Annotated in this window: 21 protein-coding genes and 1 pseudogene; 14 read left to right on the forward strand and 8 right to left on the reverse strand. The window is 37.9% G+C overall.

Going from position 1 to position 23,180, the window contains the following annotated elements:
• The first annotated feature begins 163 nt into the window (after nucleotides 1-163).
• The 9 genes from ACN0TV_RS06945 to ACN0TV_RS06985 all read left to right on the forward strand — a co-directional run bounded on the left by ACN0TV_RS06945 (nucleotide 164) and on the right by ACN0TV_RS06985 (nucleotide 8,123).
• A complete protein-coding gene (locus ACN0TV_RS06945; protein WP_417361448.1) occupies nucleotides 164-481 on the forward strand; it encodes a helix-turn-helix domain-containing protein in 318 nt (105 codons plus the stop codon).
• A complete protein-coding gene (rhuM, locus tag ACN0TV_RS06950) occupies nucleotides 478-1,443 on the forward strand; it encodes a RhuM family protein (RefSeq protein WP_417361450.1) in 966 nt (321 codons plus the stop codon). Before ACN0TV_RS06945 ends, rhuM begins: the two co-directional genes overlap by 4 nt.
• Nucleotides 1,444-1,921: 478 nt before the next feature.
• Nucleotides 1,922-3,175, forward strand: coding sequence for an ATP-binding protein (locus ACN0TV_RS06955; protein WP_417361452.1), 1,254 nt, complete (start codon nucleotides 1,922-1,924; stop codon nucleotides 3,173-3,175).
• A gap of 130 nt (nucleotides 3,176-3,305) precedes the next feature.
• Nucleotides 3,306-4,538 carry an RNA-binding domain-containing protein gene (locus ACN0TV_RS06960; protein WP_417361453.1) on the forward strand — a complete coding sequence of 411 codons (1,233 nt, stop codon included), beginning with the start codon at nucleotides 3,306-3,308 and terminating at the stop codon, nucleotides 4,536-4,538.
• Between the two features lie 7 nt (nucleotides 4,539-4,545).
• Nucleotides 4,546-4,818: a hypothetical protein gene (locus tag ACN0TV_RS06965; protein ID WP_417361455.1), complete on the forward strand. Its 273-nt coding sequence runs from the start codon at nucleotides 4,546-4,548 to the stop codon at nucleotides 4,816-4,818.
• A 315-nt stretch (nucleotides 4,819-5,133) separates the two neighbouring features.
• Nucleotides 5,134-6,069, forward strand: a complete 936-nt coding sequence (locus tag ACN0TV_RS06970; RefSeq protein WP_417361457.1) for an NADP-dependent oxidoreductase — start codon at nucleotides 5,134-5,136, stop codon at nucleotides 6,067-6,069.
• An 11-nt stretch (nucleotides 6,070-6,080) separates the two neighbouring features.
• Complete coding sequence (locus ACN0TV_RS06975) at nucleotides 6,081-6,239, forward strand: hypothetical protein (protein ID WP_417361459.1); 159 nt, start codon at nucleotides 6,081-6,083, stop codon at nucleotides 6,237-6,239.
• 550 nt (nucleotides 6,240-6,789) lie between these two features.
• Nucleotides 6,790-7,764, forward strand: a complete 975-nt coding sequence (locus tag ACN0TV_RS06980) for a zinc-dependent alcohol dehydrogenase family protein (RefSeq protein WP_417361461.1) — start codon at nucleotides 6,790-6,792, stop codon at nucleotides 7,762-7,764.
• Between the two features lie 29 nt (nucleotides 7,765-7,793).
• Nucleotides 7,794-8,123 (forward strand): nuclear transport factor 2 family protein, encoded by a 330-nt coding sequence (locus ACN0TV_RS06985; RefSeq protein WP_417361463.1) that lies wholly within the window; start codon nucleotides 7,794-7,796, stop codon nucleotides 8,121-8,123.
• Between the two features lie 278 nt (nucleotides 8,124-8,401).
• Here the strand turns inward: ACN0TV_RS06985 and ACN0TV_RS06990 are convergent, their stop codons facing one another.
• The 4 genes and pseudogenes from ACN0TV_RS06990 to ACN0TV_RS07005 all read right to left on the reverse strand — a co-directional run.
• Nucleotides 8,402-9,328 carry a HipA domain-containing protein gene (locus tag ACN0TV_RS06990; protein ID WP_417361465.1) on the reverse strand — a complete coding sequence of 309 codons (927 nt, stop codon included), beginning with the start codon at nucleotides 9,326-9,328 and terminating at the stop codon, nucleotides 8,402-8,404.
• On the reverse strand, nucleotides 9,321-9,635 hold the full coding sequence (locus ACN0TV_RS06995) for a HipA N-terminal domain-containing protein (RefSeq protein WP_417361467.1): 315 nt from the start codon (nucleotides 9,633-9,635) through the stop codon (nucleotides 9,321-9,323). The genes ACN0TV_RS06990 and ACN0TV_RS06995 overlap by 8 nt, the downstream gene beginning before the upstream one ends.
• Nucleotides 9,632-9,847, reverse strand: a complete 216-nt coding sequence (locus tag ACN0TV_RS07000; RefSeq protein WP_417361469.1) for a helix-turn-helix domain-containing protein — start codon at nucleotides 9,845-9,847, stop codon at nucleotides 9,632-9,634. The genes ACN0TV_RS06995 and ACN0TV_RS07000 overlap by 4 nt, the downstream gene beginning before the upstream one ends.
• Nucleotides 9,848-10,061: 214 nt before the next feature.
• Nucleotides 10,062-10,355: pseudogene (locus ACN0TV_RS07005) on the reverse strand (transposase); the annotation flags it as partial.
• Here ACN0TV_RS07005 and ACN0TV_RS07010 point away from each other — a divergent pair.
• The 5 genes from ACN0TV_RS07010 (at nucleotide 10,354) to ACN0TV_RS07030 (ending at nucleotide 17,094) form a co-directional block, all read left to right on the forward strand.
• Nucleotides 10,354-10,722: a helix-turn-helix domain-containing protein gene (locus ACN0TV_RS07010; RefSeq protein ID WP_417361566.1), complete on the forward strand. Its 369-nt coding sequence runs from the start codon at nucleotides 10,354-10,356 to the stop codon at nucleotides 10,720-10,722. The pseudogene ACN0TV_RS07005 and the gene ACN0TV_RS07010 overlap by 2 nt on opposite strands.
• 155 nt (nucleotides 10,723-10,877) lie before the next feature.
• On the forward strand, nucleotides 10,878-13,304 hold the full coding sequence (locus ACN0TV_RS07015; RefSeq protein ID WP_417361471.1) for a glycoside hydrolase family 2 TIM barrel-domain containing protein: 2,427 nt from the start codon (nucleotides 10,878-10,880) through the stop codon (nucleotides 13,302-13,304).
• A gap of 697 nt (nucleotides 13,305-14,001) precedes the next feature.
• The gene (locus ACN0TV_RS07020; RefSeq protein ID WP_417361473.1) at nucleotides 14,002-14,412 is read left to right on the forward strand and encodes a hypothetical protein; all 411 of its coding nucleotides are present in this window, start codon (nucleotides 14,002-14,004) and stop codon (nucleotides 14,410-14,412) included.
• Between the two features lie 145 nt (nucleotides 14,413-14,557).
• Nucleotides 14,558-14,896, forward strand: coding sequence for a nucleotide pyrophosphohydrolase (locus tag ACN0TV_RS07025; RefSeq protein ID WP_417361568.1), 339 nt, complete (start codon nucleotides 14,558-14,560; stop codon nucleotides 14,894-14,896).
• A complete protein-coding gene (locus tag ACN0TV_RS07030; protein WP_417361475.1) occupies nucleotides 14,893-17,094 on the forward strand; it encodes a DNA/RNA helicase domain-containing protein in 2,202 nt (733 codons plus the stop codon). The genes ACN0TV_RS07025 and ACN0TV_RS07030 overlap by 4 nt, the downstream gene beginning before the upstream one ends.
• A 264-nt stretch (nucleotides 17,095-17,358) precedes the next feature.
• On the opposite strand, the gene ACN0TV_RS07035 is transcribed toward ACN0TV_RS07030, so the two are convergent.
• The 4 genes from ACN0TV_RS07035 to ACN0TV_RS07050 are packed head-to-tail and all read right to left on the reverse strand — an operon-like array spanning nucleotide 17,359 to nucleotide 23,173.
• Entirely contained in the window at nucleotides 17,359-19,131 is a 1,773-nt protein-coding gene (locus ACN0TV_RS07035; protein WP_417361477.1) for a class I mannose-6-phosphate isomerase, read from the reverse strand.
• Nucleotides 19,132-19,155: 24 nt separating this feature from the next.
• Nucleotides 19,156-20,364 (reverse strand): glycoside hydrolase family 76 protein, encoded by a 1,209-nt coding sequence (locus tag ACN0TV_RS07040; RefSeq protein ID WP_417361479.1) that lies wholly within the window; start codon nucleotides 20,362-20,364, stop codon nucleotides 19,156-19,158.
• Between the two features lie 8 nt (nucleotides 20,365-20,372).
• The gene (locus ACN0TV_RS07045) at nucleotides 20,373-21,602 is read right to left on the reverse strand and encodes a SusE domain-containing protein (RefSeq protein WP_417361481.1); all 1,230 of its coding nucleotides are present in this window, start codon (nucleotides 21,600-21,602) and stop codon (nucleotides 20,373-20,375) included.
• Entirely contained in the window at nucleotides 21,602-23,173 is a 1,572-nt protein-coding gene (locus tag ACN0TV_RS07050; protein ID WP_417361483.1) for a RagB/SusD family nutrient uptake outer membrane protein, read from the reverse strand. The genes ACN0TV_RS07045 and ACN0TV_RS07050 overlap by 1 nt, the downstream gene beginning before the upstream one ends.
• Between the last annotated feature and the right edge of the window lie 7 nt (nucleotides 23,174-23,180).

Below are 23,180 nucleotides of genomic sequence, written 5' to 3' on the forward strand. Positions count from 1 at the left end.
TCTACACCTCTAGATTTAAGGAAAGTTACATGCTGCGGTTCTTTTGCGGCTCAGCTTGAAAATCAATATATAAAATTTAACATAATTACGATGAATTTTTAAACATACCTCCTTATATTTGACCTATATTGTCAAGTTAAATTAATAAAGCCGTATTTAACAAATGAAAAAACACAAATTGATAGGCGAACTACTTCGTGAAAAAAGGGAAGAAAAAGGATTGCTTTTAAGACACGTTTCTGCAGAATTGGATATTGACACAGCTATACTTAGTAAAATTGAAAGAAGCGTGCGAAAAGCAACTAAAGAACAGATATTAAAACTGGCAGAAATTCTTAATTTGAATAAAGAAGATTTACTTGTTCAATATTTGAGCGAAAGAATTCTCTATGAAATAAAAGATGAAGAACTCGGGGAGAAAGCCCTTAAAGTAGCAGAGCAGAAAATAAAATATATTAATAAACAGAACAGCGGCAAATGATGAAGAACCAGATTGAAATATATCAAGCCATTGATGGTCAGACTCAAGTTGAAGTAACGTTCGATCATGACACGGTATGGCTTAATCGAAAGCAATTAGCTCAATTGTTTGGGCGTGATATTAAAACTATCGGGAAACACATTAACAATGTCTTTGACGAGGAAGAACTGGATAAAGATTCAGTTGTCGCAAATTTTGCGACAACTGCAATTGATAATAAGATATATCAAGTAGACCATTACAATCTAGATGTTATTATTTCAGTTGGATATCGCGTAAAATCCCGACAGGGCACCGAATTCCGTCAATGGGCAACTCAACGCTTAAAAGAATATCTGGTACAAGGCTACGTTATTAATGAAAAACGATTAGCTCAGAAACAGCAAGAAGTTCAGACCCTGAAAGATGGTATTCGCATTTTAAGCCGAGCAATCGAGGGAAAAATAGAGAAGACAGAATTGGATTGGTTAGAGCATTTTGCCAAAGGCTTAGAGTTATTGGATGATTATGACCATGAACAGCTGGATGATAAAGGGCTGACCAAACGCTCAGCTAATTACCCTGAATCAGCCGATTACGAAAAGATTATCGATGTGATGAGGGCAGAATTTAATTCTACAATCTTCGGTAAAGAAAAGGACGGAAGTTTCCAAAGTGCGATTGCGCAAATATCCAAAGGATTCGGCGAAGAAGATTTCTATCCCTCTTTAGAGGAAAAGGCAGCTACATTATTGTATTTGATTGTGAAAAATCACGGCTTTGTTGATGGAAACAAACGTATAGCAGCTGCATGCTTTCTGCTCTTTTTGGAAAAAAATAATCTGTTGTACACTCAAAATCGAAAGCCCATTGTAAGTAACGAAGCGCTTGCGAGTCTTACTTTGTTCGTAGCCACTAGTAAACCTGATGAAATGGAAACGGTAAAGAAACTTATTATTAGTGTGCTAAACAGAAACCAGTAAATAAACCAGAGATTTTCTGTACATCATTTGCACATCTCTGTCTGTATAACTATCTGCGTATTAATGTGTATTCACCTATTGCATCGGGAAATGGACAGTCATTTTTTTGACCCCATTTGACATTAATTGATTGTAATACAATTTAGACTTTCCTGCTTTTTTGAATGAGCTCTCTATCTCATCTACTGAATAGCTTACTTTCATTAAAGTTTCCATTTTTCGTTACTGCTTTTAGATGTTTTATGATATTTTGTTCTACTCTAAATAGCAAAAATGGAAAAGGTAACCTGGGAAATTAAACCAAGGTGTAGAATTGTTTTTAGTTTTTGGTAATTTGTGAGAGAATTAAAATGTTGAGTTTTAATTTATAAAACAGATATCCTAGTAGTTGTATATAGAAGATTTATTTTTACATCAAATCGCTGATAATGTCTGAAACAGAATAGAATACAAAGAAAAATTAACCCGAGACCTGGATTTGGAAAAGGAAGTAATTGCTTTTCTCAATTATCTTGAAGGTGAGTTAATATATATTGGCATTGATAAGCATGGGAAAATACTTGGCGTAGGTGATATAGACGGTGATATGCTTAAAATAAAAGACCGTATCAAAAACAATATTGCTCCTTCTGCTATGGGCTTATTCGATGTAGTGGCAGAGGAACGTGATGGCAAAAATATTATCAAAATTATTATAGCCGGTGGTAGTGAGAAGCCCTATTTCAAAAAGAAATATGGCATGACTGAAAAAGGCTGTTTTATTCGTGTTGGTACTGCTGCCGAGCCCATGATACAAAAAATAATTGATGACCTCTTTGCAAAACGTGTTCGGAATTCTTTAAGTAAAATACGATCCAACAGGCAAGAACTAACCTTTGAGCAATTAAAGATATTCTACCAAGAAAGAGGTACCCCTTTAAACAAAAATTTCCCCATTAATTTAGAGCTTCTAACTGAAAACAAAAAATTAAATTATGTAGCTTATTTAATGGCTGATGAAAACGGTAACTCCATAAAATTGGCAAAATATAGTGGAAACAATAGGGTTGACCTAATCGAGAATCAAGAGTATGGTTATTGCTCCATAATAAAAGCTACAAACAATATCCTCAACAGATTAGAAGTGGAAAACACCACCCGTACCAAGATTACTCCTAAGGAGCGTATAAGTAAACGTTTATGGAATCCGGTAGCGTTGAGGGAAGCTGTTCTTAATGCCATAATTCATAATGACTATACCACTGAAGCTCCCCCAAAGTTTGAAATATTTGATGATAGGATCGAGATCACGTCTATAGGAGGTCTGCCAAATGGTTTAAGCCAAGAAGATTTCTTCGAAGGCTATTCCATTCAAAGGAACAAAGGTATTATGCGTATTTATAAGGATCTTGAACTGGTGGAACAATTAGGTTCTGGTGTTCCCAGGATTCTGGATGCATACGATAAAGATTGTTTTAAGTTTTCTGATAATTTTTTACGGATAACCTTCCCAAAATCTATAAGTGGTGCAATAAGTGGTGCAATAAGTGGTGCAATAGAAAGTTTAACCGAAAGACAGGTAGAAATCTTAGAATTAATAAAGGAAAACAACAAGATAGCTTACCGGGAGGTTGCCCAACGATTAGAAATAAACAATTCTGCTGTACAAGCACATTTCAACACTCTAAAGGAAAAAGGCATCATCAAAAGAATCGGAGGTACTAGAGGATATTGGGAAGTTTTAAAAAGATAAAGTCCATCATAATTGAAATGTACAAAGCCTACGGGTACTGCCCGCAGTTCTACATCGAGAGTTGGTAAACTTGAAGAGGAGGAGAAATTAATTTAATAGAAGAATCGTATTTAAGAGCATCATATTAATAATGACCAAAGACCAACTTATAGCAAAATTAGCCGATCTGGAATGGGAAGGCTTTGAGGTAAAAGCCGCTAAAGGAGGATTGCCAAAAGACACATGGGAAACCGTTTCGGCTTTTTCCAATACCTCAGGAGGATGGCTGTTGTTTGGTATTAAACAAAATAGGGGGAGGTATGAAATACAAGGACTCAACAATCCTGAAAAAATTGAACAGGATATTTTACACACCATTCGTTCGGGTAAGTTTAATGTATTTGTGCCTACCCAACAGGTAAAGTATAATATAGATGGTAAAACAGTCTTGGCAGTTTATGTGCCGGCATCAAAAAACAAGCCAGTATATTACAACAGCCTTCAAAATAGCTATATCCGTAGGGGAAGTTCAGATCAACGAGCTACCAAAGAAGAAACTGATACGATGTCCCGCGACCAAACTTTTGAAACCAAAACCTCAGAATTAGCTCCCAATACCTCTAAGGCAGACTTGCACACTACATCATTAAATGAGTACCGAGATTATATGGCACGCTTTAACCCTAATGTTAGCTATATCCGTTTTGATGAAGATGAATTCTTAACCAAACTGCGTATTGTTGATAAGGGACAATTAACCTATGCTGGTTTACTTTTTTTAGGGGAACGTGATTGTATTGAAAAGCATTTCCCAGATTTTAGGATCGACCTGCTCGAAATCCCGGGAACCACCATCACAGATACTACAACCGGTTACACTTTTCGGTTAGATGAATTTGAAAACCTTTGGGATTATTATTTTGCCTGTTTTCAACGATTAAAACAAAAAGTGGATGTAGTATATCAAATAACCAGTCAGGGCTTTGGTCAAGAGATTTCACCTGGTTTAGAAGCTATTCGCGAAAGTCTGGTTAATATGTTAATGCATGCTGATTACTTTACTCCAGCACACTCACGTATCCGCATTTTTACCAACCATATCGAGTTTTACAATCCAGGTGGATTACCCAAACCCTTAGAAGAATTAAAGTCCAAAAATTTATCATTACCCCGCAACCCACTTATTTCAAAATTATTTCGGATAGTTCGCTTAGCCGAAAATGCCGGCTATGGCATTGACAAAATCGAAACCAACTGGGAGCAATATAATCATACAGCACCCGAGTACGATATTAGTTTTGATTCCACCATTATAAAACTCTATTTACAAAAAGTAGAAGCTGGAGCCAAAACTTCGGAGAAACCTCAAGAACAAGCCAGCTAACAGTGATTTGATTATAAATCCGTTAACCGTTGACTATGAAAATTTCAAAATCTATATCGCAGAAAATTTTGATCTTTCACCAGAAAAAGTTCAGGAACTCTTCAACCCATCCTTTGCACAAGAGAAACGTTCATCCTCTTACCCGTCATGCAAAGGAGTCCTTAATGACCTATCTATCCCTATGCTACAACGGCCATTCGAGATAGCTCTTTTTGCTGTTCTTCAAAACCAAAGACTTGACTTCCCCGGTTCCCTTAAAGCGGTAAATCAAACCCTGTAGCTTATTGGAATACAAAACTGGTGATGAAAACTTCTACGGTAAAATAGGAATAAAGGTTGAAAAAGAAGTATAACACGTTTTTTAATACACAACAATGACCTCCTCTACCCTGGTTCCATCATGGAGAAAACAGGACCAGATTACCTTATAGGGCATTAGAATTAAAATTATGAAGAAGCTCTATTCAATTATAATGGGCTGGGAAACAAATCCGTACATTTCATTACCGTTGGTATCATGATGGCAGCCAGGATCATCCTTGCTGCCCAAGCTAACAAATAAATTCAATTTCAAAACAAATAAAAAACAATAAAAATGAAAGCAATTGTATTACAGACACCAGGTGGTGCAGAAAACTTAGTTATTCAAGACGTGGACAGACCGGTCATCAAGTCCGGAGAAGTATTGGTAAAGGTCAAGGCGATAAGTATCAATCCTGTCGATGTAAAAACCCGTAATGGGAAAGGAATATATGGTCGGATAAAGGACGAACAGCCCCTTGTTTTGGGGTGGGATATCTCAGGTATTGTTGTAGAGAGTCAGGATGCCAAATTTCAAATTGGCGACGAAGTGTTCGGAATGGTAAACTTTCCCCAGCATGGAAGGGCGTATGCGGAATACGTAGCGGCTCCTGCATCGCATTTGGCTCTTAAACCTCAAAACATTTCCCATGAAAAGGCCGCCGCAGCAACCCTGGTTGCATTGACCGCTTGGCAGGCTCTTGTCACAAATGCCAATGTCCGAAAAGGTCAGAAAGTACTTATCCATGCCGCTTCGGGAGGAGTGGGACATATCGCGGTTCAAATTGCAAAGTATTTGGGAGCCACGGTGATCGGGACCTCCTCTGTAAAAAACAGGGATTTTGTATTGGGTTTGGGTGCTGACGGACACATTGATTATCGTGGCTACGACTGGACTGCACACCCAAGGGAATTTGATTTTGTCCTCGATACCATTGGTGGTGATAATATAGATCACTCCCTTGAAGTAACCAAGGCAGGCGGAAGCATCATCAGCATCCCTACAGGGTTAAATGAGGAAGTCACCTCAAAGGCCGCTGCCAAAGGAGTAATAGGTTACTTCATCCTGGTGCAATCCCATGGTGGGGACATGGAACAGATTGCATCCCTTTTGGAAAAAGAGATCCTAAAACCAACTATTTTCAAAACGTATAGTTTCGATCGGATGCAAGAAGCCCATTTACAGCAAGAGACCGGTAGAACTGTTGGGAAACTGATCATTACCCCATAACATTGGAATTTATGAGTGTACATAAATCAGACCATGGGGTGCCCAGAACAATCAAAAAACTACTCCTTACCATTTGGAGTGGGCTTATGCCCTCCCTTAAAAAAAGACAGGAGAAATACACGGTGGATTTTACAAATCAGCCCTTTGGAGGACTCACAGTCAAGCTCTAAAAACGCTTTGTTTGACACTTCAAGTCCTTTAATCATGGATGACGGATGGACAACAATAACAAGGCGAGATGGAAGATTTTTTAAAAATTTTTACCATTGAAAAAGGAAATCTTCAAAACGAAATTGAGAATACGTAGCCATCTCTAAAAATCATAATTCAATTTCAAAATCCCTATTATTTCTATGAATAATATAACGCATGGCTAGGGCTTACATTTCAAAATGAATAATGATACTAAAACGCTAAGAGTAAAGTACTATTTCTTAAATATTAGAAAAATACTGTAATTAAGAACTATAATAAACACTTATTTACATTTAAAACACTGTGTACTAATGATTTATTGATTCGGCACAGAATTCGTTAACAATAAGACGTGTTAGTATTTCAGCGATATCAAATTTTACTATAAAGAGCACTGAATTAGTGACATGTAAGGCGGCCTTATCTAAATAATTAACGGTCTAAAACATGATTAATTAGAGATCAAAATTTCTCAAAGCAATATTTTTCAACCTTTTTAATTTAACATTTTTAAATAAAACACATATGAAAGCAGCAGTATTAAAAGAGTTCGGCTCTATTGAAAATTTTGAAATTGTGGATATACCTACACCTAAACCAGGATTCAAGGAAGTTTTGGTCAAGGTCTTTGCAACTTCTGTAAATCCTTTGGACTACCAGGTACGGCGCGGGGATTATAAAAATGAATTGGAATTACCTGTCATTACAGGTCACGATGTCTCAGGTGAGATCGTAGAGGTTGGTCCAGGAGTGGAAAACTTTAAAGTCGGTGATGAAGTGTATTATACCCCGGAGATTTTCAACGGACCAGGAAGCTATGCACAATTTCACGTTGCCCACGAGTCTATTATGGGTTTAAAGCCGAAGAATTTAAGCCATTTGGAAGCTGCAACACTTCCTTTGGCCGCAGGAACAGCTTGGGAGATGCTAGTGACCAGGGCGCAGCTCAAAATCAACCAATCCATTTTGATTCATGGTGGTGCCGGTGGTGTAGGTATACCGACTATCCAAATAGTCAAAGCTATGGGAGCAATTGTGTATACCACAGCCAGAAAGGCTCATCATAAATTTCTTCTAGAATTGGGCGCTGACCATGTCATTGACTATGAAAATGAAAACTACATCGATGCGATCCAGCAAATGACAGACAATAAGGGGGTTGATGTGATCATTGATACCATAGGTGGCAATACACTTTCCGACAGTGGAAAAATACTCAGTCAGATGGGGCAAGTAGTTACCATTGTTGATATAGACAAACCCCAGAACCTTATTGAAGCTTGGGGGAAAAATGCCTCCTATCACTTTGTCTTTACCCGACAGAATAGAAATAAATTGGATGAGCTGACCAAATTGGTAGAAAACAAAAAGCTAAAGCCTTTTTTAAATAAGGTCTATCCATTGTCTGAAATAGGTAAAGCTCATAGTTTATTAGAATACAAAACTGGTGATGAAGACTTTTATGGCAAAATAGGAATAGAGATTGAAAAAGAAGTTTAATTAGAACAGTCATTAAACAAAGATCAGATATGAGTAACCAGGATATTTTTATAAAGGCGAACAAAGCTTTGGCAGAAGGAAACTATGATGAATTCATCACGTACTGCACCGAAGATATAAAATGGGAAAACGTCGGTGAAATCACCTTCCATGGAAAGGTCGAAATTCTTAAGTACATAAGCTCAACTTATGATGGATTAGTATTTACAACAAAAAATTATATCAAAGAAAAAGATTTCATTGTTGAGCTTGGACAGATAGTATTTGAAAAAAACGGCGAATCAAAAAATAGTTCCTTTTGTGACATTTGGAATTTTAAGGATGGCTTGATCCATCAAGTAACTTCATTTGTGATTTGAGAAATCTTGATAAAAAACTATCTCTTCAAAACCCTTGATTGAATCAGGGGCTTTGTTCCTTTTCAGGAAAATTATACAGGGTTGAAAAAGTCATACAACCTGTAAGAAATCAGCTTTACTGTCTGTATTTCAAGTACAGTAAAGAAAAAAAGTAATACTGGATGATATAGACCTCGATACTGCTGAAGAGCTTGCTGTGTTAGGAAGATTTCAAAACAATGGATAATAATAGCTTTTATGGTTGCCCATAAGATCCGGAGATGGTTAATCCAGCTTTTTCAAATAAACAGTTTCAATTTGGATCCTAACACGTTGAAATACTTCTCTTTCATAGCATCCGAAAGAAATGAGATTTCTATCAACGCTTTCCATTTTGGTGTGGCTTTTTCCATTTGTTCAAGGATCACCGCAATTATTTTTTCGCTTAATTGCAATCGCTCTTTCGCATAATAGTCTATAAAGTCAGAAGCGTTCAAATTACTTTTTTTGCCTTTAAGGTGCAATGCAATTTCCTCTTCGGGATTTTTTATGGCAATTGAAGAATTCAATAGGTCGTAAGTCGGCGTTAAGGTGGTTTTTCCGTTTTTTGTAATCAGGGAAAAGTTTTTTAAATGCATGTCCTCGTTCCCGGTCACAAAACAGAAAATGATCCGCTTGAAAAAATCTGCTTTTTCAATAGCCGGGAACGAACAAAATTCTTCGATCACCTGAACTAATTTTTCCATGGTAAAACGGTATTTTGTATCCCTTGTATTTCCGGTCAATTGCGCAAAATCTTCTGTAGCATATTTTTTTCCCTTACCATAACGATCAAAACGTTTTATAAAATATGACAGACTGCCATCTTTGGCGTATAGCATCCCATGAGAGGGTACATCCAGACCAAATACTTTGGCCATGCGCATGGTCAGGTCTTCATTTTCAGGCAACTCAGGAAATAAATCGTTTTGAGGTTTTATGATATAGGTTCCAAATTGGTCTACAATTTTAAATTCTTGACCAACCACAGAAACTGTAGCGCTTAATTTAGGCTGCACCCCCTGGATGGATAGCATCTTTGCCCTGTTTACAGCTTCTTGTCTTAATTCAGTAGCAGTATAAGGCAAATCATTTAGATGGCTTAACTTGGGCGAAATCATTTTAAGTCCTCTCTCGCTGTATTTGGCCGTACCGCATAATTCGTATGTGATGGGACACCTATTCATCTTCCATGGATTTAACGGTTACTGCACCTACCAAATCAGCTCCCGTTGTCACTAATTGTGAGAAATAATCCTGCTGATCAATTTTAGCAATTCTCAGTAATCCCTCCAACATAATACCCTCAGGTAACAACCCTTCAAAAAAGGGGGGAAATGATTTATAACTGTAATTTTCACCACTAACCGGCATGGTCAATGAGATAGCTTCTCCCTCGTTGTTATTATCATACTCAAAATGATATTCGGTCGGGGAAACTTCTGTGAGCACGCCTGCCCTTTTTCCATGAACATAGACAACAGCTTTTCTCATACGTATTTAATCATTGGACTTTTAAATTCCACTTTAATGTTCAAAACCTGGAGCACTGCCAAGAGATTATTCCAACGAATAGTTTTCTTATTTTTTTCAATATCAAAAATAGTGGTCTTCCCAACTCCGGCTAAATTGGCCAATTCGAGCTGTGTAAGCCCTGCTTTTTTTCGATGATCTTTCACCAGAAAACCCAAATCAAAATCACTCATTTTTTACTGCTTAGACAGTAAAAATACGTAATTTAATGATGTGAATATGTGTAAAAAGTAAAAAAGGCACTATTTTACTGTTATAGCGGTAAAATAAAGGGATATAGGAGTGGAAGATGGAACAATAACCAAAATTAACCCTGTGATTACCGCTATGACAGTAATTATGGCAAATTCAATATAGTATGATTGATGGCCTTCTGATGCTGTGAATAGATTTGGCAAACCATGGCAAGAAATCCAATACCCGTTCTCTTCGTAATCCTACGGCAATGTACATGGTCTTGTTGATGACCTTGGAGTTTTCACGAATCTTGAATACAATACCGTCCATCCAGGTAATTAAATACACAGGCTCTAGTGGTCTGTTTTGCCATGCAACGATATCATTAGTGACCCTGTCCGTTATACGCGATATGGTAGATGTGGATACATCAAAATTGTATACTTCGCGGATCTGCTCTTCTATATCAGAATTACTCATACCCTTTGCATAGAGGCTGATAATCTTTTCTAATGGACAAGGTGGTACGCTAGTAATGGGTGTAACTGATGATTTGGAAGTAATTGGTTTAGAAAATGATTTTAAAACACTTAGTAGTGGAACTAAAGACGAATTCGAATTACATCTTAGAAATTTAGTGAATCGCGCCTATGGAATTGAATTTGCAACCAACAATCTGACGGTATCATTTCCGGAAGTCAATGAAATTGAAATTTGTGTTGTTGATATTAAACAGGGGTTAAGACCTTTATATACAGAAGTGACCGATAAAAACGGAAATAAGAGTAAAAAACTTTATGTAAGAAGAGGAAACTCATCGCAGGAAATTGATATTACAGAAGCAGCACAATATATCAATCAAAGATTTTAAAATTATACAGGAGCTCTTAATTCAAACCTAGATTCCAAAAGCGACATTAATCTTAGTGTTATTTATACACTTAATTTAAAAAGTATTTTTATATTTGACTTAACTGCTGTTTTACAATGATTTGAATAGCAACAGTTAACTCTAATATAACATAGATGAACAGCTCCATAAAAATTTTTCATTTAGCTCTAATACTTTTGATCACCGGATATATCGACGTAAACGCTCAGTCGGTGGAAAACCATGGCAGGAAACAACTTTTCGATGACCACTGGAAGTTTTTTCTGGGCGATGAACCTCAGGCTAATGCCATTAATTTCGATGATAAATCTTGGCGGGACGTCAATTTACCCCATGACTGGAGCATTGAGGGGGAATTCGATCCTTCTCACCAAACCGGCACTGACGGGGGGTATTTACCGGCAGGAGTTGGTTGGTACCGGAAAACGTTTACTTTACCTGATAACTCGAGAGACAAACATATTTCCATTTATTTTGAAGGAGTATACATGAACTCTGAAGTTTTTATCAATGGAGAATCACTAGGCGTTTATCCTTACGGCTATTCATCTTTCAGTTACGACCTTACTCCTTATCTGGATCCCAGCAAAAAAAATGTTCTTTCCGTACGTGTGGACAATTCGAAACAAATAAATTCCCGATGGTATAGCGGCTCTGGCATCTACCGCCATGTCTGGCTTATAGTTACCGATAACATCCACGTTGCACAATGGGGTGTGGGAATTACCACACCACGGGTGACTTCCCAAGCAGCAACGGTCCAAATTAATACACGGGTAAAGAACGAAACAAACAGCCCCCAAAGCATTCGTCTGAGAACAACACTCTCAAGTCCTGACAACCGTAAGACGGAAAGCGATTTTATCAGTGTAGAACTTGCCGCCAATAGTGAAAAAGAAATCAAGCAGGCCATAAACGTTTCAAACCCACAATTGTGGTCGCCAGACTTCCCCCATCTATACCAGGCTTCAACGCAAATCGTTAAAGGTGATAAACCCATTGATGAGGTGACCACAACATTCGGCATTCGTTCCCTGGCATTTACCGCTGAAAATGGGTTCCAACTCAATGGAAAAACCATAAAACTCAATGGAGGTTGTGTACATCACGACAATGGTTGCCTTGGAGCCGCAGCTTATGACCGAGCAGAAGAACGGAAGGTGGAGCTGCTTAAATCAGCGGGGTTCAACGCCATTAGAACGGCTCATAATCCCCCGTCGGAAGCTTTTCTGGATGCCTGTGACAGGCTCGGGATAATGGTGATCGACGAGGTGTTTGATGGCTGGAGAACACAGAAGACACCATACGACTATGCCATGTATTTTGACGATTGGTGGCAGCGAGATACCGAAGCCATGGTAAAACGCGACCGGAATCACCCTTCGGTGATCATGTGGAGTATTGGTAACGAAATTATAGAACGAAAGGAACCTCAGGCGGTAGAAACGGCCAAAAAACTTTCGAACTATGTAAAACGAATTGATTCGACCCGCCCTGTAACCTCCGGCATGACGACTTGGGATGAGGATTGGGAGATTTTCGATCCCTTGATGGCGGTACACGATGTAGCGGGATATAATTACCAGTTGCACCGTGCACCATCCGACCATGAAAGGGTACCATCGCGGATTATTGTGCAAACAGAATCCTTTCCCAGGGATGCTTTTGCCAACTGGAAACTCGTACAGGATCACAATTACATCATTGGCGACTTTGTATGGACGGCTATGGACTATCTAGGCGAATCGGGTATCGGTCGCTGGTATTATTCCGGTGATATACCAGGGGAACACTGGGAAAGGGACATGTTTCCCTGGCATGGTGCTTATTGTGGGGATATTGATCTAACGGGATGGAGAAAACCGATCTCCCATTACAGGAGTATGTTGTACAACGGTAGCGAAAAGCTATATATGGCGGTTCGTGAACCAGAGCCCGAATCCCGGGAGATAAAAGAAACCCTTTGGTCGGTATGGCCTACATGGGAGAGTTGGACATGGCCCGGTCATGAAGGGAAGGACATCCAGGTAGAGGTCTATTCCAGATATCCTGAAGTCCGGTTGTATCTGAACAATCAGTTGGTTGAAGAAAAACCTACTACAGTGGAAGAACAATTCAAGGCTACATTTACCATTCCCTATTCTCCAGGAGAAATAAGAGCGGTGGGGATGCTGGAAGGGAAACAAATGGAATCTGTGGTTTTGACTACGGCAGGCGATGCTTCTAAGATAAAACTGACACCCGATCGCACAACCATCCAATCCAATGGACAGGATTTGTCATATGTTTCTGTTGAAATAACTGATGTTAAAGGCAGGCTCTTACCTCATGCTGAAAACAGGCTGCAATTTAAAGTTGAAGGCCCCGGTGAGATAATCGGAGTGGATAATGCCAATATTAAGGACACAGATCCATATACCGGAAATACACGCAAAGCGTGGCACGGCAGAGCACTAGTTGTGGTCAAGAGTACTCATAAGGATGGAAGTATCCGCTTGACAGTCAATTCTCCTGGTTTACCGGAAGCAATCGTAACTATTAATACTCTAAGTGATCAATAAATATTATAAGGTATCCAAATTTCACGAACAATAAGATATCGTACTCATTTACTTGGTTTCAAAGATGATCATGGAGAGGAATATCGGTTAACACCATAATATAGGGGTTGAGCTGGAGTTATTGAGCATAAGAAGCTGTATTGGTTATCAGTAGGATTAAAAGCCAATAAGAAACGGTTTTTTATTGTTTTAGTATTTCAAAAGTAATTCATTTCAATAGAGTGCTGTTAAAATATAAATTAGACATCCATCTAAAATTAATAAAATTCTTGATCTCTTGTTTTTAGCTGATTTTTCCTCCATTTTCTGTCGTGAACTAAGACCAACTTTACTATTTTAGTGATTTGATTATTACTTAGTTGACTTATGCCCGTACAACTGATTTTCGACCCCGAAAAAGAAAAATCGCTTCAATGTCCATTTACTTTCTTTATAAAATCCAATTCAGATAAGAATACAAAAGCCCAATACGAGCCCTATTCAAAAAAAACCTGAATAGCATTTATGTGAAGGACTACGACCAATATAGCTTGGATACATTAACCTTATTGACAGTTGAAGACCTGAAAATAGAAGAGAAAAATTTAAATATCTAGAGAGGAATACTTTATATAGAATGAGCGGTGTGGTAATTAAAATATTTGCTTCTTGGTTTTCGATGTTCTATCTTAACTACAACTAAAACCTTATACATATTATGTGTGAAATTTCAGATCAAATAAAGCTTTGCACTTGCACTGATAGAAATATTGAGGAACTCGACGATTATTGGGTATTATATCGATTACAGGATCCCGGTGATTATATTACAGTTGTCGACGGTATACTAATACCTGAATTTTCCACCAATAAAAAGACCGAAAAAATAAACATAGAACAATTGTTAAAGTTACTAAACTCCAACAGTATTTTTGACAAGCCTATCCCCTTATTTAAGGATGATATTTTATCCATTCGTTTGCTTAACCCAAATAATTTCACGAGTATAGAATATCAATTTAAGTTTACGGGAAAAGCGTGGAAAAACATCCCTTTGGATGACATATCAATTTATATGAATGGAAAGGGGTCTAGTGGTAAAGTTTTAAATGGAATTAAACTGAAATAAATTTTATAAATCTATCAAATCATCAGAGGAACGGCGACCACAGTTCAAATGAAGGGAGTTGATAAAAGTGTATCAGACTGTCCTCTTGATGAAAAAAGATTATATTTGGAAAGCAAGCACAATTGATTCAAGCAAAGTAATTAGCATGAGCGAAATTAAAGAAATAATAGACACATTAATTGAATTCAGAAATGCTAGAGATTGGAAGCAATTTCATGACTCTAAAAATTTGGCAATAGCTATTGGAATAGAAGCTTCAGAACTAAATGAATTGTTTCTATGGAAAAATGCAGAAGAATCCGAGATGGTAGATCAGGAACGCATAAAAGAAGAACTTGCAGATGTTCTCTGCTTTGCCTTTTTAATGGCCGAAAAACACGGTTTTGATGTTAAGGAGATTATACTTGAAAAGATTAAAAAAAACAATCAAAAGTACCCGGTAGACAAAGCAAAAGGAACTGCTAAAAAATATAATGAATTATGAATATGACGGATAGCTTTACTATTCAGAAGAAGGAGTTTAATTCTAATATTTATGATCAACTAGAGGCAAACCACTACGCCAAAGATTTGTGGCCCATTGTCTATATCATTTCAGACAATAAAATTAAAGAGGCATATGTCGGTGAGACAACCGATACATTTAAGCGGATGGAAGCCCATCTCAAAAACAACACAAAGAGCAAGCTCACTACTATACATTTAATTGGTAGTCAGATATTTAACAAATCTGCTACCCTTGACATTGAATCTAATCTTATCAAATATATGTCGGGAGATGGTAAGTTTCAATTGATGAATGCTACTTTGGGCTTAGCCAATCACAATTACTATCAAAAGGATGAGGTCTATTGGGGGATCTTTAAATCAATTTGGGATGAACTGAGATCCAAGGGTGTTGCCAAACATTCTTTGGAATATATTAATAACTCAGATCTATTCAAATACTCTCCCTATAAAAGTCTAAGAAAAGAGCAGGTAGATGCATTAAAGGATATGCTACATGTTCTTCTTGAAGGCAATTATGAAACTGCAATTATGGAAGGTGGTGCAGGTACAGGAAAGACAATTTTAGCCATATTTCTATTTAAATTGCTTGTTACGGATATCGAAGATTTCAATTTTAGAGAATTCGGTGATAAGGAGTTTGAGTTTATTGAACTCGTAAATCGAGTTAAGGAAAAGTTCCCAAATCCCAAGATTGGTTTTGTAGTCCCTATGTCCTCATTTCGAGGTACACTAAAAAAGGTATTTAAAAATATTAAAGGTCTAAAGTCAGGTATGGTAATTGGTCCTGCCGCAGTTACACGTGAAAAATATGACATCATCGTTGTTGATGAGTCTCATCGATTGCGCAAGAGAAAAAGTATTGGTGCATATATTGGAGCATTTAATAATGCAGCTAAGCGTTTGGGACTTAATCCAGAAGAAACAGACGAACTTGAATGGATAACACTACAATCCAAAAAGGCCATTCTCTTTTACGATAAACAACAGTCTATTAAACCATCTGACGTTAATCAAGAACATTTCGATGAATTAAAAAGGCAAAAATCCACAACAGTAAAACAACTCAAGTCACAGTTTAGAGTACTAGGCGGCAATGACTATGTAGAATTTATTGACAAGTTACTAAGTTGTGAACTAACAGAAACCGATAAAAAGTTCAATTCTAAAGTTTACGAATTTCTTCTATTTGACTCCGTAAAAGACCTGGTATCAGAAATTAAATCTCGAGATAATGAATCAGGACTAGCTCGAACAGTTGCAGGTTTTTCATGGGATTGGATTTCAAATAAAGATGGCAAGAAACATTTAAATGATATCAAGATAGGCGATGTCGAGTTGAAGTGGAATGGTGTAGCGGAAGACTGGATCAATTCCGAAAATGCAATTAACGAAGTAGGATGTATTCATACAACGCAAGGGTATGATTTAAACTATGCAGGTATCATTTTTGGAAATGAGATCTCTTACAATAAGGAGAAAAATGAGATTGTAATTATCAAGGAAAACTATAAAGATTCAACAGGTCGGCAGGCAGATACACTTGAACAGTTAAAAGAATACATCGTCAACATCTACAAAACAATGATGTTAAGAGGTATAAAAGGTACTTATCTCTATGCTTGCGATGCAAACTTGAGGGAATACTTATCTAGATTTATACCAACGAAAATTACAGAAATATCTATTTCAAAGATTGAAATTCTGCCTGTAAACGAAGTCGAACCTTATGTAAATGCTATACCTGTTTATCATCATAATGTGGCTGCAGGAGCATTTGAAGAATCTCAGCAGATAGCACATATGGATTGGGTGAAGCCCCCTGAATCCCTTCAATTGTCAAAAGAGCATTTCGCCTGTAGAGTTGTAGGTGAATCTATGAATAAAATTATTCCCAATGGTTCATATGGCGTTTTTAAAAAATATTACGGTGGTGGTTCATGCAATGGACAAATCGTACTCGTTGAACATACGGATTTACATCATAATAATTTTGGATCAAATTACACGATTAAGGAGTATCAAAGTCAGATATATCAAAATGAGCACGGCCAGAATCATGAAAGTATTATCCTTAGACCGATTTCCACTGATGAAAACTATAAGGACATAATACTGACTGATGATGATTTCTCAAGCTATAGAGTTATTGGAATTTTTGAATGCTTACTTTAACACAGAATATAAACTGTTAAAGGCATCAAAAATTGGGCGGAGAACCATTGGTAGAGGGTGTTTTTTCAACTCTGTCTGAGAATTTTTATATTAATCTGAAAACAGAATTTATAATGACACCCTCAATAAAATTGGGCACCAGAAGAGACCGCATGATAAAACAAAGGCCATGTCAAAAATAACATGGCCCTTATTCAAACTAACCAACCTAATTACTAACTACAGTAATATTTATATAGTGTAATACTCATTTTTGATTTCGAACTATTTAATAAAAGCCTTAACCACTTTAATTGGATTACCACCATCAACATTTTCAATAGAGTATGAAGTAACCGATGCAGGAATTACAAATGATTCAGCATAATAGAAAATATGAGATTTTCCGTCAACAGTTATTTTCATTTTTTGCCCTTCCACAAGACCGAGAATATGCATTTTGTTATTTGTGGCAACTTCTACCCTGCTTTGAACGGTATACCGCTCGACATCATAAAGGTGTTCTTTATGTGTCGGCAGGTGCTCCCATTCAAAATCTGTATTGGATTCAAGAACTTTAGGAACAGAAATCAACTCTTCTTTAACTTTTTCACCTGATCGCGAAAAATCCAGGTTATCCATACCCCTATCAATATTCAGAGGCCTTGGATTCCCATCCAAATCCAAATTCAACCAGTCATACATTTTAAAGGTATAAATGTAGATTGTGGAACTAATCTCCAACACCAGATTGTTCGTTCCGGAACTATGAATAGTTCCCGGAGGAATCAAATACAAAGAATGTTTCTCTGCCTCTAAAACCTGCACATAATCCTCTACATTCAATTCTACCTTGTTTTGGGCACTATGTTCAAGAGCCGATCGAAAATCCTCCGGAGTAACCCCCTCTTGGAAACCTAAATAAACTTTAGCATCATCTTTTTTATCCATAAGATAATAGGTCTCTTCCTGAGTCAAGTTCTCCCCGAAATGTTCCTTTATATATTCTTTTTGCGGATGACACTGTATGGATAAATTCCCTCCGTCAAAAGTATCGAGATAATTAAATCGAAGAGGGAACTGATACTGATACTCTTTAAAATCCTCACCCAGGATTTCACTCCCCGAATGATACATCAAAAAGTCAAAAGAAAACTCCAGAAGCACATTGGAACTCTCAAAAATAACACCGTTTTCAGGTACAATTAATTCAAAAGACCAGGCATAATTAACCACATCTTTAGAAAGGCCTTTAATTTTCTTTTCAAGCCAGTGGCCGCCCCATACTCCAGACTCAAACCAAGGTCTAACGCGCACGGGAGTTTTAACAAACTCCTCCATTGCATTTCTCCACGTTTCTCCGGTAGTCCAGGTAATCTCAGCTTGTCGTTGCCCATCTATAAAAAAGTCAATATCATCCTTAATCTTTCTCTTATGCTTATTTAAAACAACCCAATCCACAAAGTAAAACCGCTTATACATTTGCTTAGCAGTAGAAGTCTTGGTAGCACCAAGATTCAAGATAGATCCCGCACGGGAACGATATTGAATCTCATTCTTACTCACATCAATAAATAAATTTTTGCCACCCACAGGAATCAAAGAAGCACCTATACCGTAATAAATGGTGAGAGACGATTGAATATCTGCCTTAAAACTGTTAAGCTCATCCTGGTCAAAGAAGTCAATTAATTCCAGATTGGTCACCTTCCCGAAAATAGGATCCGTATCCCCAAGAAAAGGGCGAACCATCTCTTCGATTTCTTCTTCTGTTTTATAAGCTTCTTCCACCTTGATCCACTTCGCTTCTATACCCAAGCCATTAAATGCATTGTCCAAATTCTCCTTTACAGTCTCAAAAATGACCCCCACATAGCCATCAACCTTTACTACGGATTCATTAGCAAGACGCTCTGCTAAACTCTTATAACCTACGGTTATTAAATCCGGGCCAAGGTCAAAGGCAGGATAAATATCATACCCGGCCTCTCGAACTTGCTTTTCCACAGGCAATTCCAGTTGGCTCGTCTGGCGTACATTTACTTCTAATTCATTCATAATATTTATTAATTTTTATTTATTTCATTCATTCTTATACAGTGCTATCCGCCCATAAGCCTCTATTAAAGCCCCCTGATGTAACAACCAGTAATACCTTCCCTGGTTATTTCCGGACCAATCCTCATAAAACTGATCATCATCATTCTTAGCGTTTTCCCAAGCATAATCCATGTTATTTATAAACACATCAATGTATTCAGTGGATTTTGAATCATATTGTGCTAATTCTATGTACGCCGACAGTAACTCTACATTAAACCAAGGATCATTGGTCTGAAAAAACAGTTGTCCGTTTATCACCTTAGTAAATTTAGAAAATGATGCCCTGGCAGTGGTTACGGATTGATCCATATAGATCTGATCATCGGTAATTTCATATAAATTAATTCCGGACATAATCATCATTGCCGCATTATAGGTCCATTTGGTGGTATTGATCTGCTCTGTTGCAATATTGATGTCATTCCAGTATAAATCATCAGAGGGATCTCTTAGGGTATCATATACCCACTGATACACCCTTTTTGCAAAGGTCAAATACCGCTCTTCCTTAGTTAATTTATACAATTCAGTAGTGATATAAGCAGCATAAGCACTGGTGTTGGTTGCTTTTATACAATTAGCACCTCCGGTGCAGTCTGTAGATTGCGCCTCAAACCAATAAAGCCCCCCTCCCATTCTGGAATCTTCACCGGACATCACAAACTCCGTCACCGTCTTAGCGCGATCCAAATAAAAAGCCTCCTTGGTAAGCTTGTATGCTTGTAACAGTTCCATCACAACAATAGAACCGTCGTCGTAATAATGATCCGTACTTCCGCCGGAAACCGGATAAGCTTGATAACTCGGTAAAGTACTTCTGTTATCATAATAGGCTTCAAGCCCTGAGAATTCCTTTTCAAATATAGACCTGTCATAACCCAGCTCAAATAGGACATTCCCTGCCGTTAACATACCGACATAAGGCCATAGATAGCTATATTCCCTATCTCCACTCTGCTGCGGGAAATTCTCTTTATACAAATCTCCGTTTTTATAGAGCTTCTGTATCATATCATAAGTAGCCTTGGCCTTCTCACTATAAGTCAGTGTATCTACTTGCTGTGGGTTTTCCTCCTCTTGCGGAGGGTCTATCATTTGATCTTCTATGGAGTTATTACTACCACAGCTTATAAAGCAGGATAGCACCATACACAGAAAGATTCGGTTTCTATTAAAAATTGTCATCATAGCTGATTTTAGTTGATTTGAAATTCATGATAATAATGATCTGCCTTCGGGTCGAAAACGATCCGTACTGTAAAATCGACCTTGTTCAACTGATCCGGAAACTTCCAGGCTCCTTGCCAGAAAGTGGCATCAGTACCTAAGAAATAGGTATTGAAGTAATAATCAGGTTCTCCTCCGTTAGGCCTGCCGTTAAAAGCATCTAAACCTTGTACAAGAGAGCCGTCCATATTATCATTATGAAAGCTACCAATATAGGAGACTTGATCGTCCAGCATAAACTTGAAACGATAACGTTCTTCTTCCCAGCCTAACCATGAAGGCGCCTCCGGCGAACCGGGTGTCAAGAATTCAAAATAGCCGTCAGTGGCCTCAAAGGTGTGATTTCCAACATAAGTTAGATTGGCCTTCACCATTTCATTTGCCATGATATATAACTTAATATCAGATATTTCAGTAAAAGAAATTGTCGCTTTTGATAAATCCATCCGCACTCTGTACACCCCTTCTTCCATATCGAAACTTGAAGGCTCCTCTCCGCCTCTGATTTTACCTTCTTCATTGATATAGTAATAACTCATATCATCGGCATTTACATTATCCGAGTTTGCGATAAAGAATTCTCCGGGTGTAAGCTTGGTAATAGATTCAAATACCCCAGGTTGAATATCCTGGTTAGGCATTTCACTTGAAATCTCCTTAAAAGCAATGGCATTTTCAATAGAAGTCGCCTCTGTAGCACTTCCGTATATGTACATATACTCCGGAAAAATAGCCAGACCTTCAGGTCTTTTCAGTTTCACCGTAGAAAATGTATCAAATTGATCGACCAAGTAACTGCTGGTTACTTCCACTGTCCAATTTATACTTCCTGTTTCCAGCTGCTGGATACCTGCCTGCGCAGCAATGACATTTAAACGAGCCGCACTAGCGGTGTAGGTAGAGGCTCCGCCTCCATTATCCGAAGCCGCAGCGAAAATAGGATCCTTAAAATCACCCCCCTGCTCATCAAAAAGAATACGGTAGGTTACCGCTCCCCCATCAGCCGTTTTTGCCTGTGACCAAGAAAAAGTTATCCGATCGTCACTTGAGGTATTTATAGTTACAACTTGGTCATTCTCCGGAGACTCAAGAGCTCCCATTTGTACAACTTGTGGATCTAATTTATAATCCTCTTCGTCACATGATGATACTATTGTGAGCACACAAAACATCATCAAAATTTTATATAGTGTTTTCATTACCAGTTAGGATTTTGCGTTAAATTCGAATTGATATCTCTTTCACTTTGCGGGATAGGCCACAAATAGTGTTTCTGTGGATCAAACGATCTGGAATCTACTCTCACATATCCATCATCTTCTGAGCCTTGATCAGTTTTCATCCCATGCGCCCAACCGGTTAAAACAGACTCCGCAAGCTCCCATCTGCGTATATCGAAAAAGCGGTGACCCGCTTCAAAAGCTAACTCCACTCTTCTTTCATTTCTGACAATAGCCCTAAGTGTGGTTTGATCATTACCGGGAAACTCCAGTGCATGACCTTGTAAACCGGCCCGCTCGCGAAGTGCCCCGATAGTGGCATCCCAGTCCTGTTGATTAAAACTTCCCAACTCTATTTTAGCCTCGGCATAATTCAGTAGCACTTCGGCATATCGAATTAGAATAAGATTCAGCCCCGAATTTGTTTGATTTCGAGCCTGTGGATCAAAAAATTTATGTACATAATAACCCGTTGGTGTGGAATTTGAAGAAAAATTTAACCCATCAGGATTAGCACCCGGAGAAGTATCGATAGTAATTTGACTCCCGTCAAATCCTGTCATTGCGTAGTCATCATGAATAATAGTAGCACTTAACCTAGGATCCCTATTCTGATAAGGATTGTTCGGATCATAATTTGCTTCAGTGCTTTCAATACTGTAACCATCAATAGTCAGATAGCTGTCTACTAGTTCCTGAAGCGGAGAAAAATTAGCATACCCTCCCAGACTTGGCGGAATTAATGAATATTGGTTGTTATGCTCTCTGTCCGTAGGAATATATTGCAGACTCAATAGAATTTCATCTGCCATTTCATTCTCAGTGGAAAAAAGCGACCCGTAATCCGGAAACAGCGTATACCGGCCAATCAAACCATCAGCTAAACTTGCAGCCTTTTCATACTCCTTATTGTACAAATGAATTCTTGACTTCAAAGCTATTGCGGCATCCTTTGTAATTCTACCGTTTTGGTCAGCCGAATAGCTAGGCGGAAGGTCACTTATGGCAAGTTCCAATTCCTGATAGATAAAAGAAAGTATAATTGCCTTATCGGTTCGCTCCAGAGTTAGTGACTCCTCTATACTGATCTCATTAGTTATAAAAGGTACATCTCCATAAAGTTCAATTAAATAAAAATAGTGCAGTGCTCTTATAAACCTCCCCTGAGCTTTATAAGACCTTCTCTGTGATTCTTCAATTTCGGTCACCTTATCAATATTATTGAAAAAGATGTTTGTTCGTCTGATGGCTTCATACCTTGAATTCCACATACCACCCACTACACCATTGGTAGGTCCGTAATTTCCGCTGGCTAAATTTCTGTAATCTTCCCTTCCCTTTGAATACGCATCATCAGAAAGTGCATTTAAAAACAAATAACTGTCAGCATTCATAAGATCCGCATACATGGAATTAAGAAAAATACGCGCATCCTCGTCGGTCTCCCAAAAAGTCAATTCACTTTCTGAATCAATGGGAGCTATATCTAAATCTGATGTACACCCGGTAAAAACCGAGAAAAACATGATAATCGCTATAATTTTTTTCATTTTCTTT

It is taken from the genome of Galbibacter sp. (genome assembly GCF_048266365.1).
GTDB lineage: Bacteria > Bacteroidota > Bacteroidia > Flavobacteriales > Flavobacteriaceae > Galbibacter.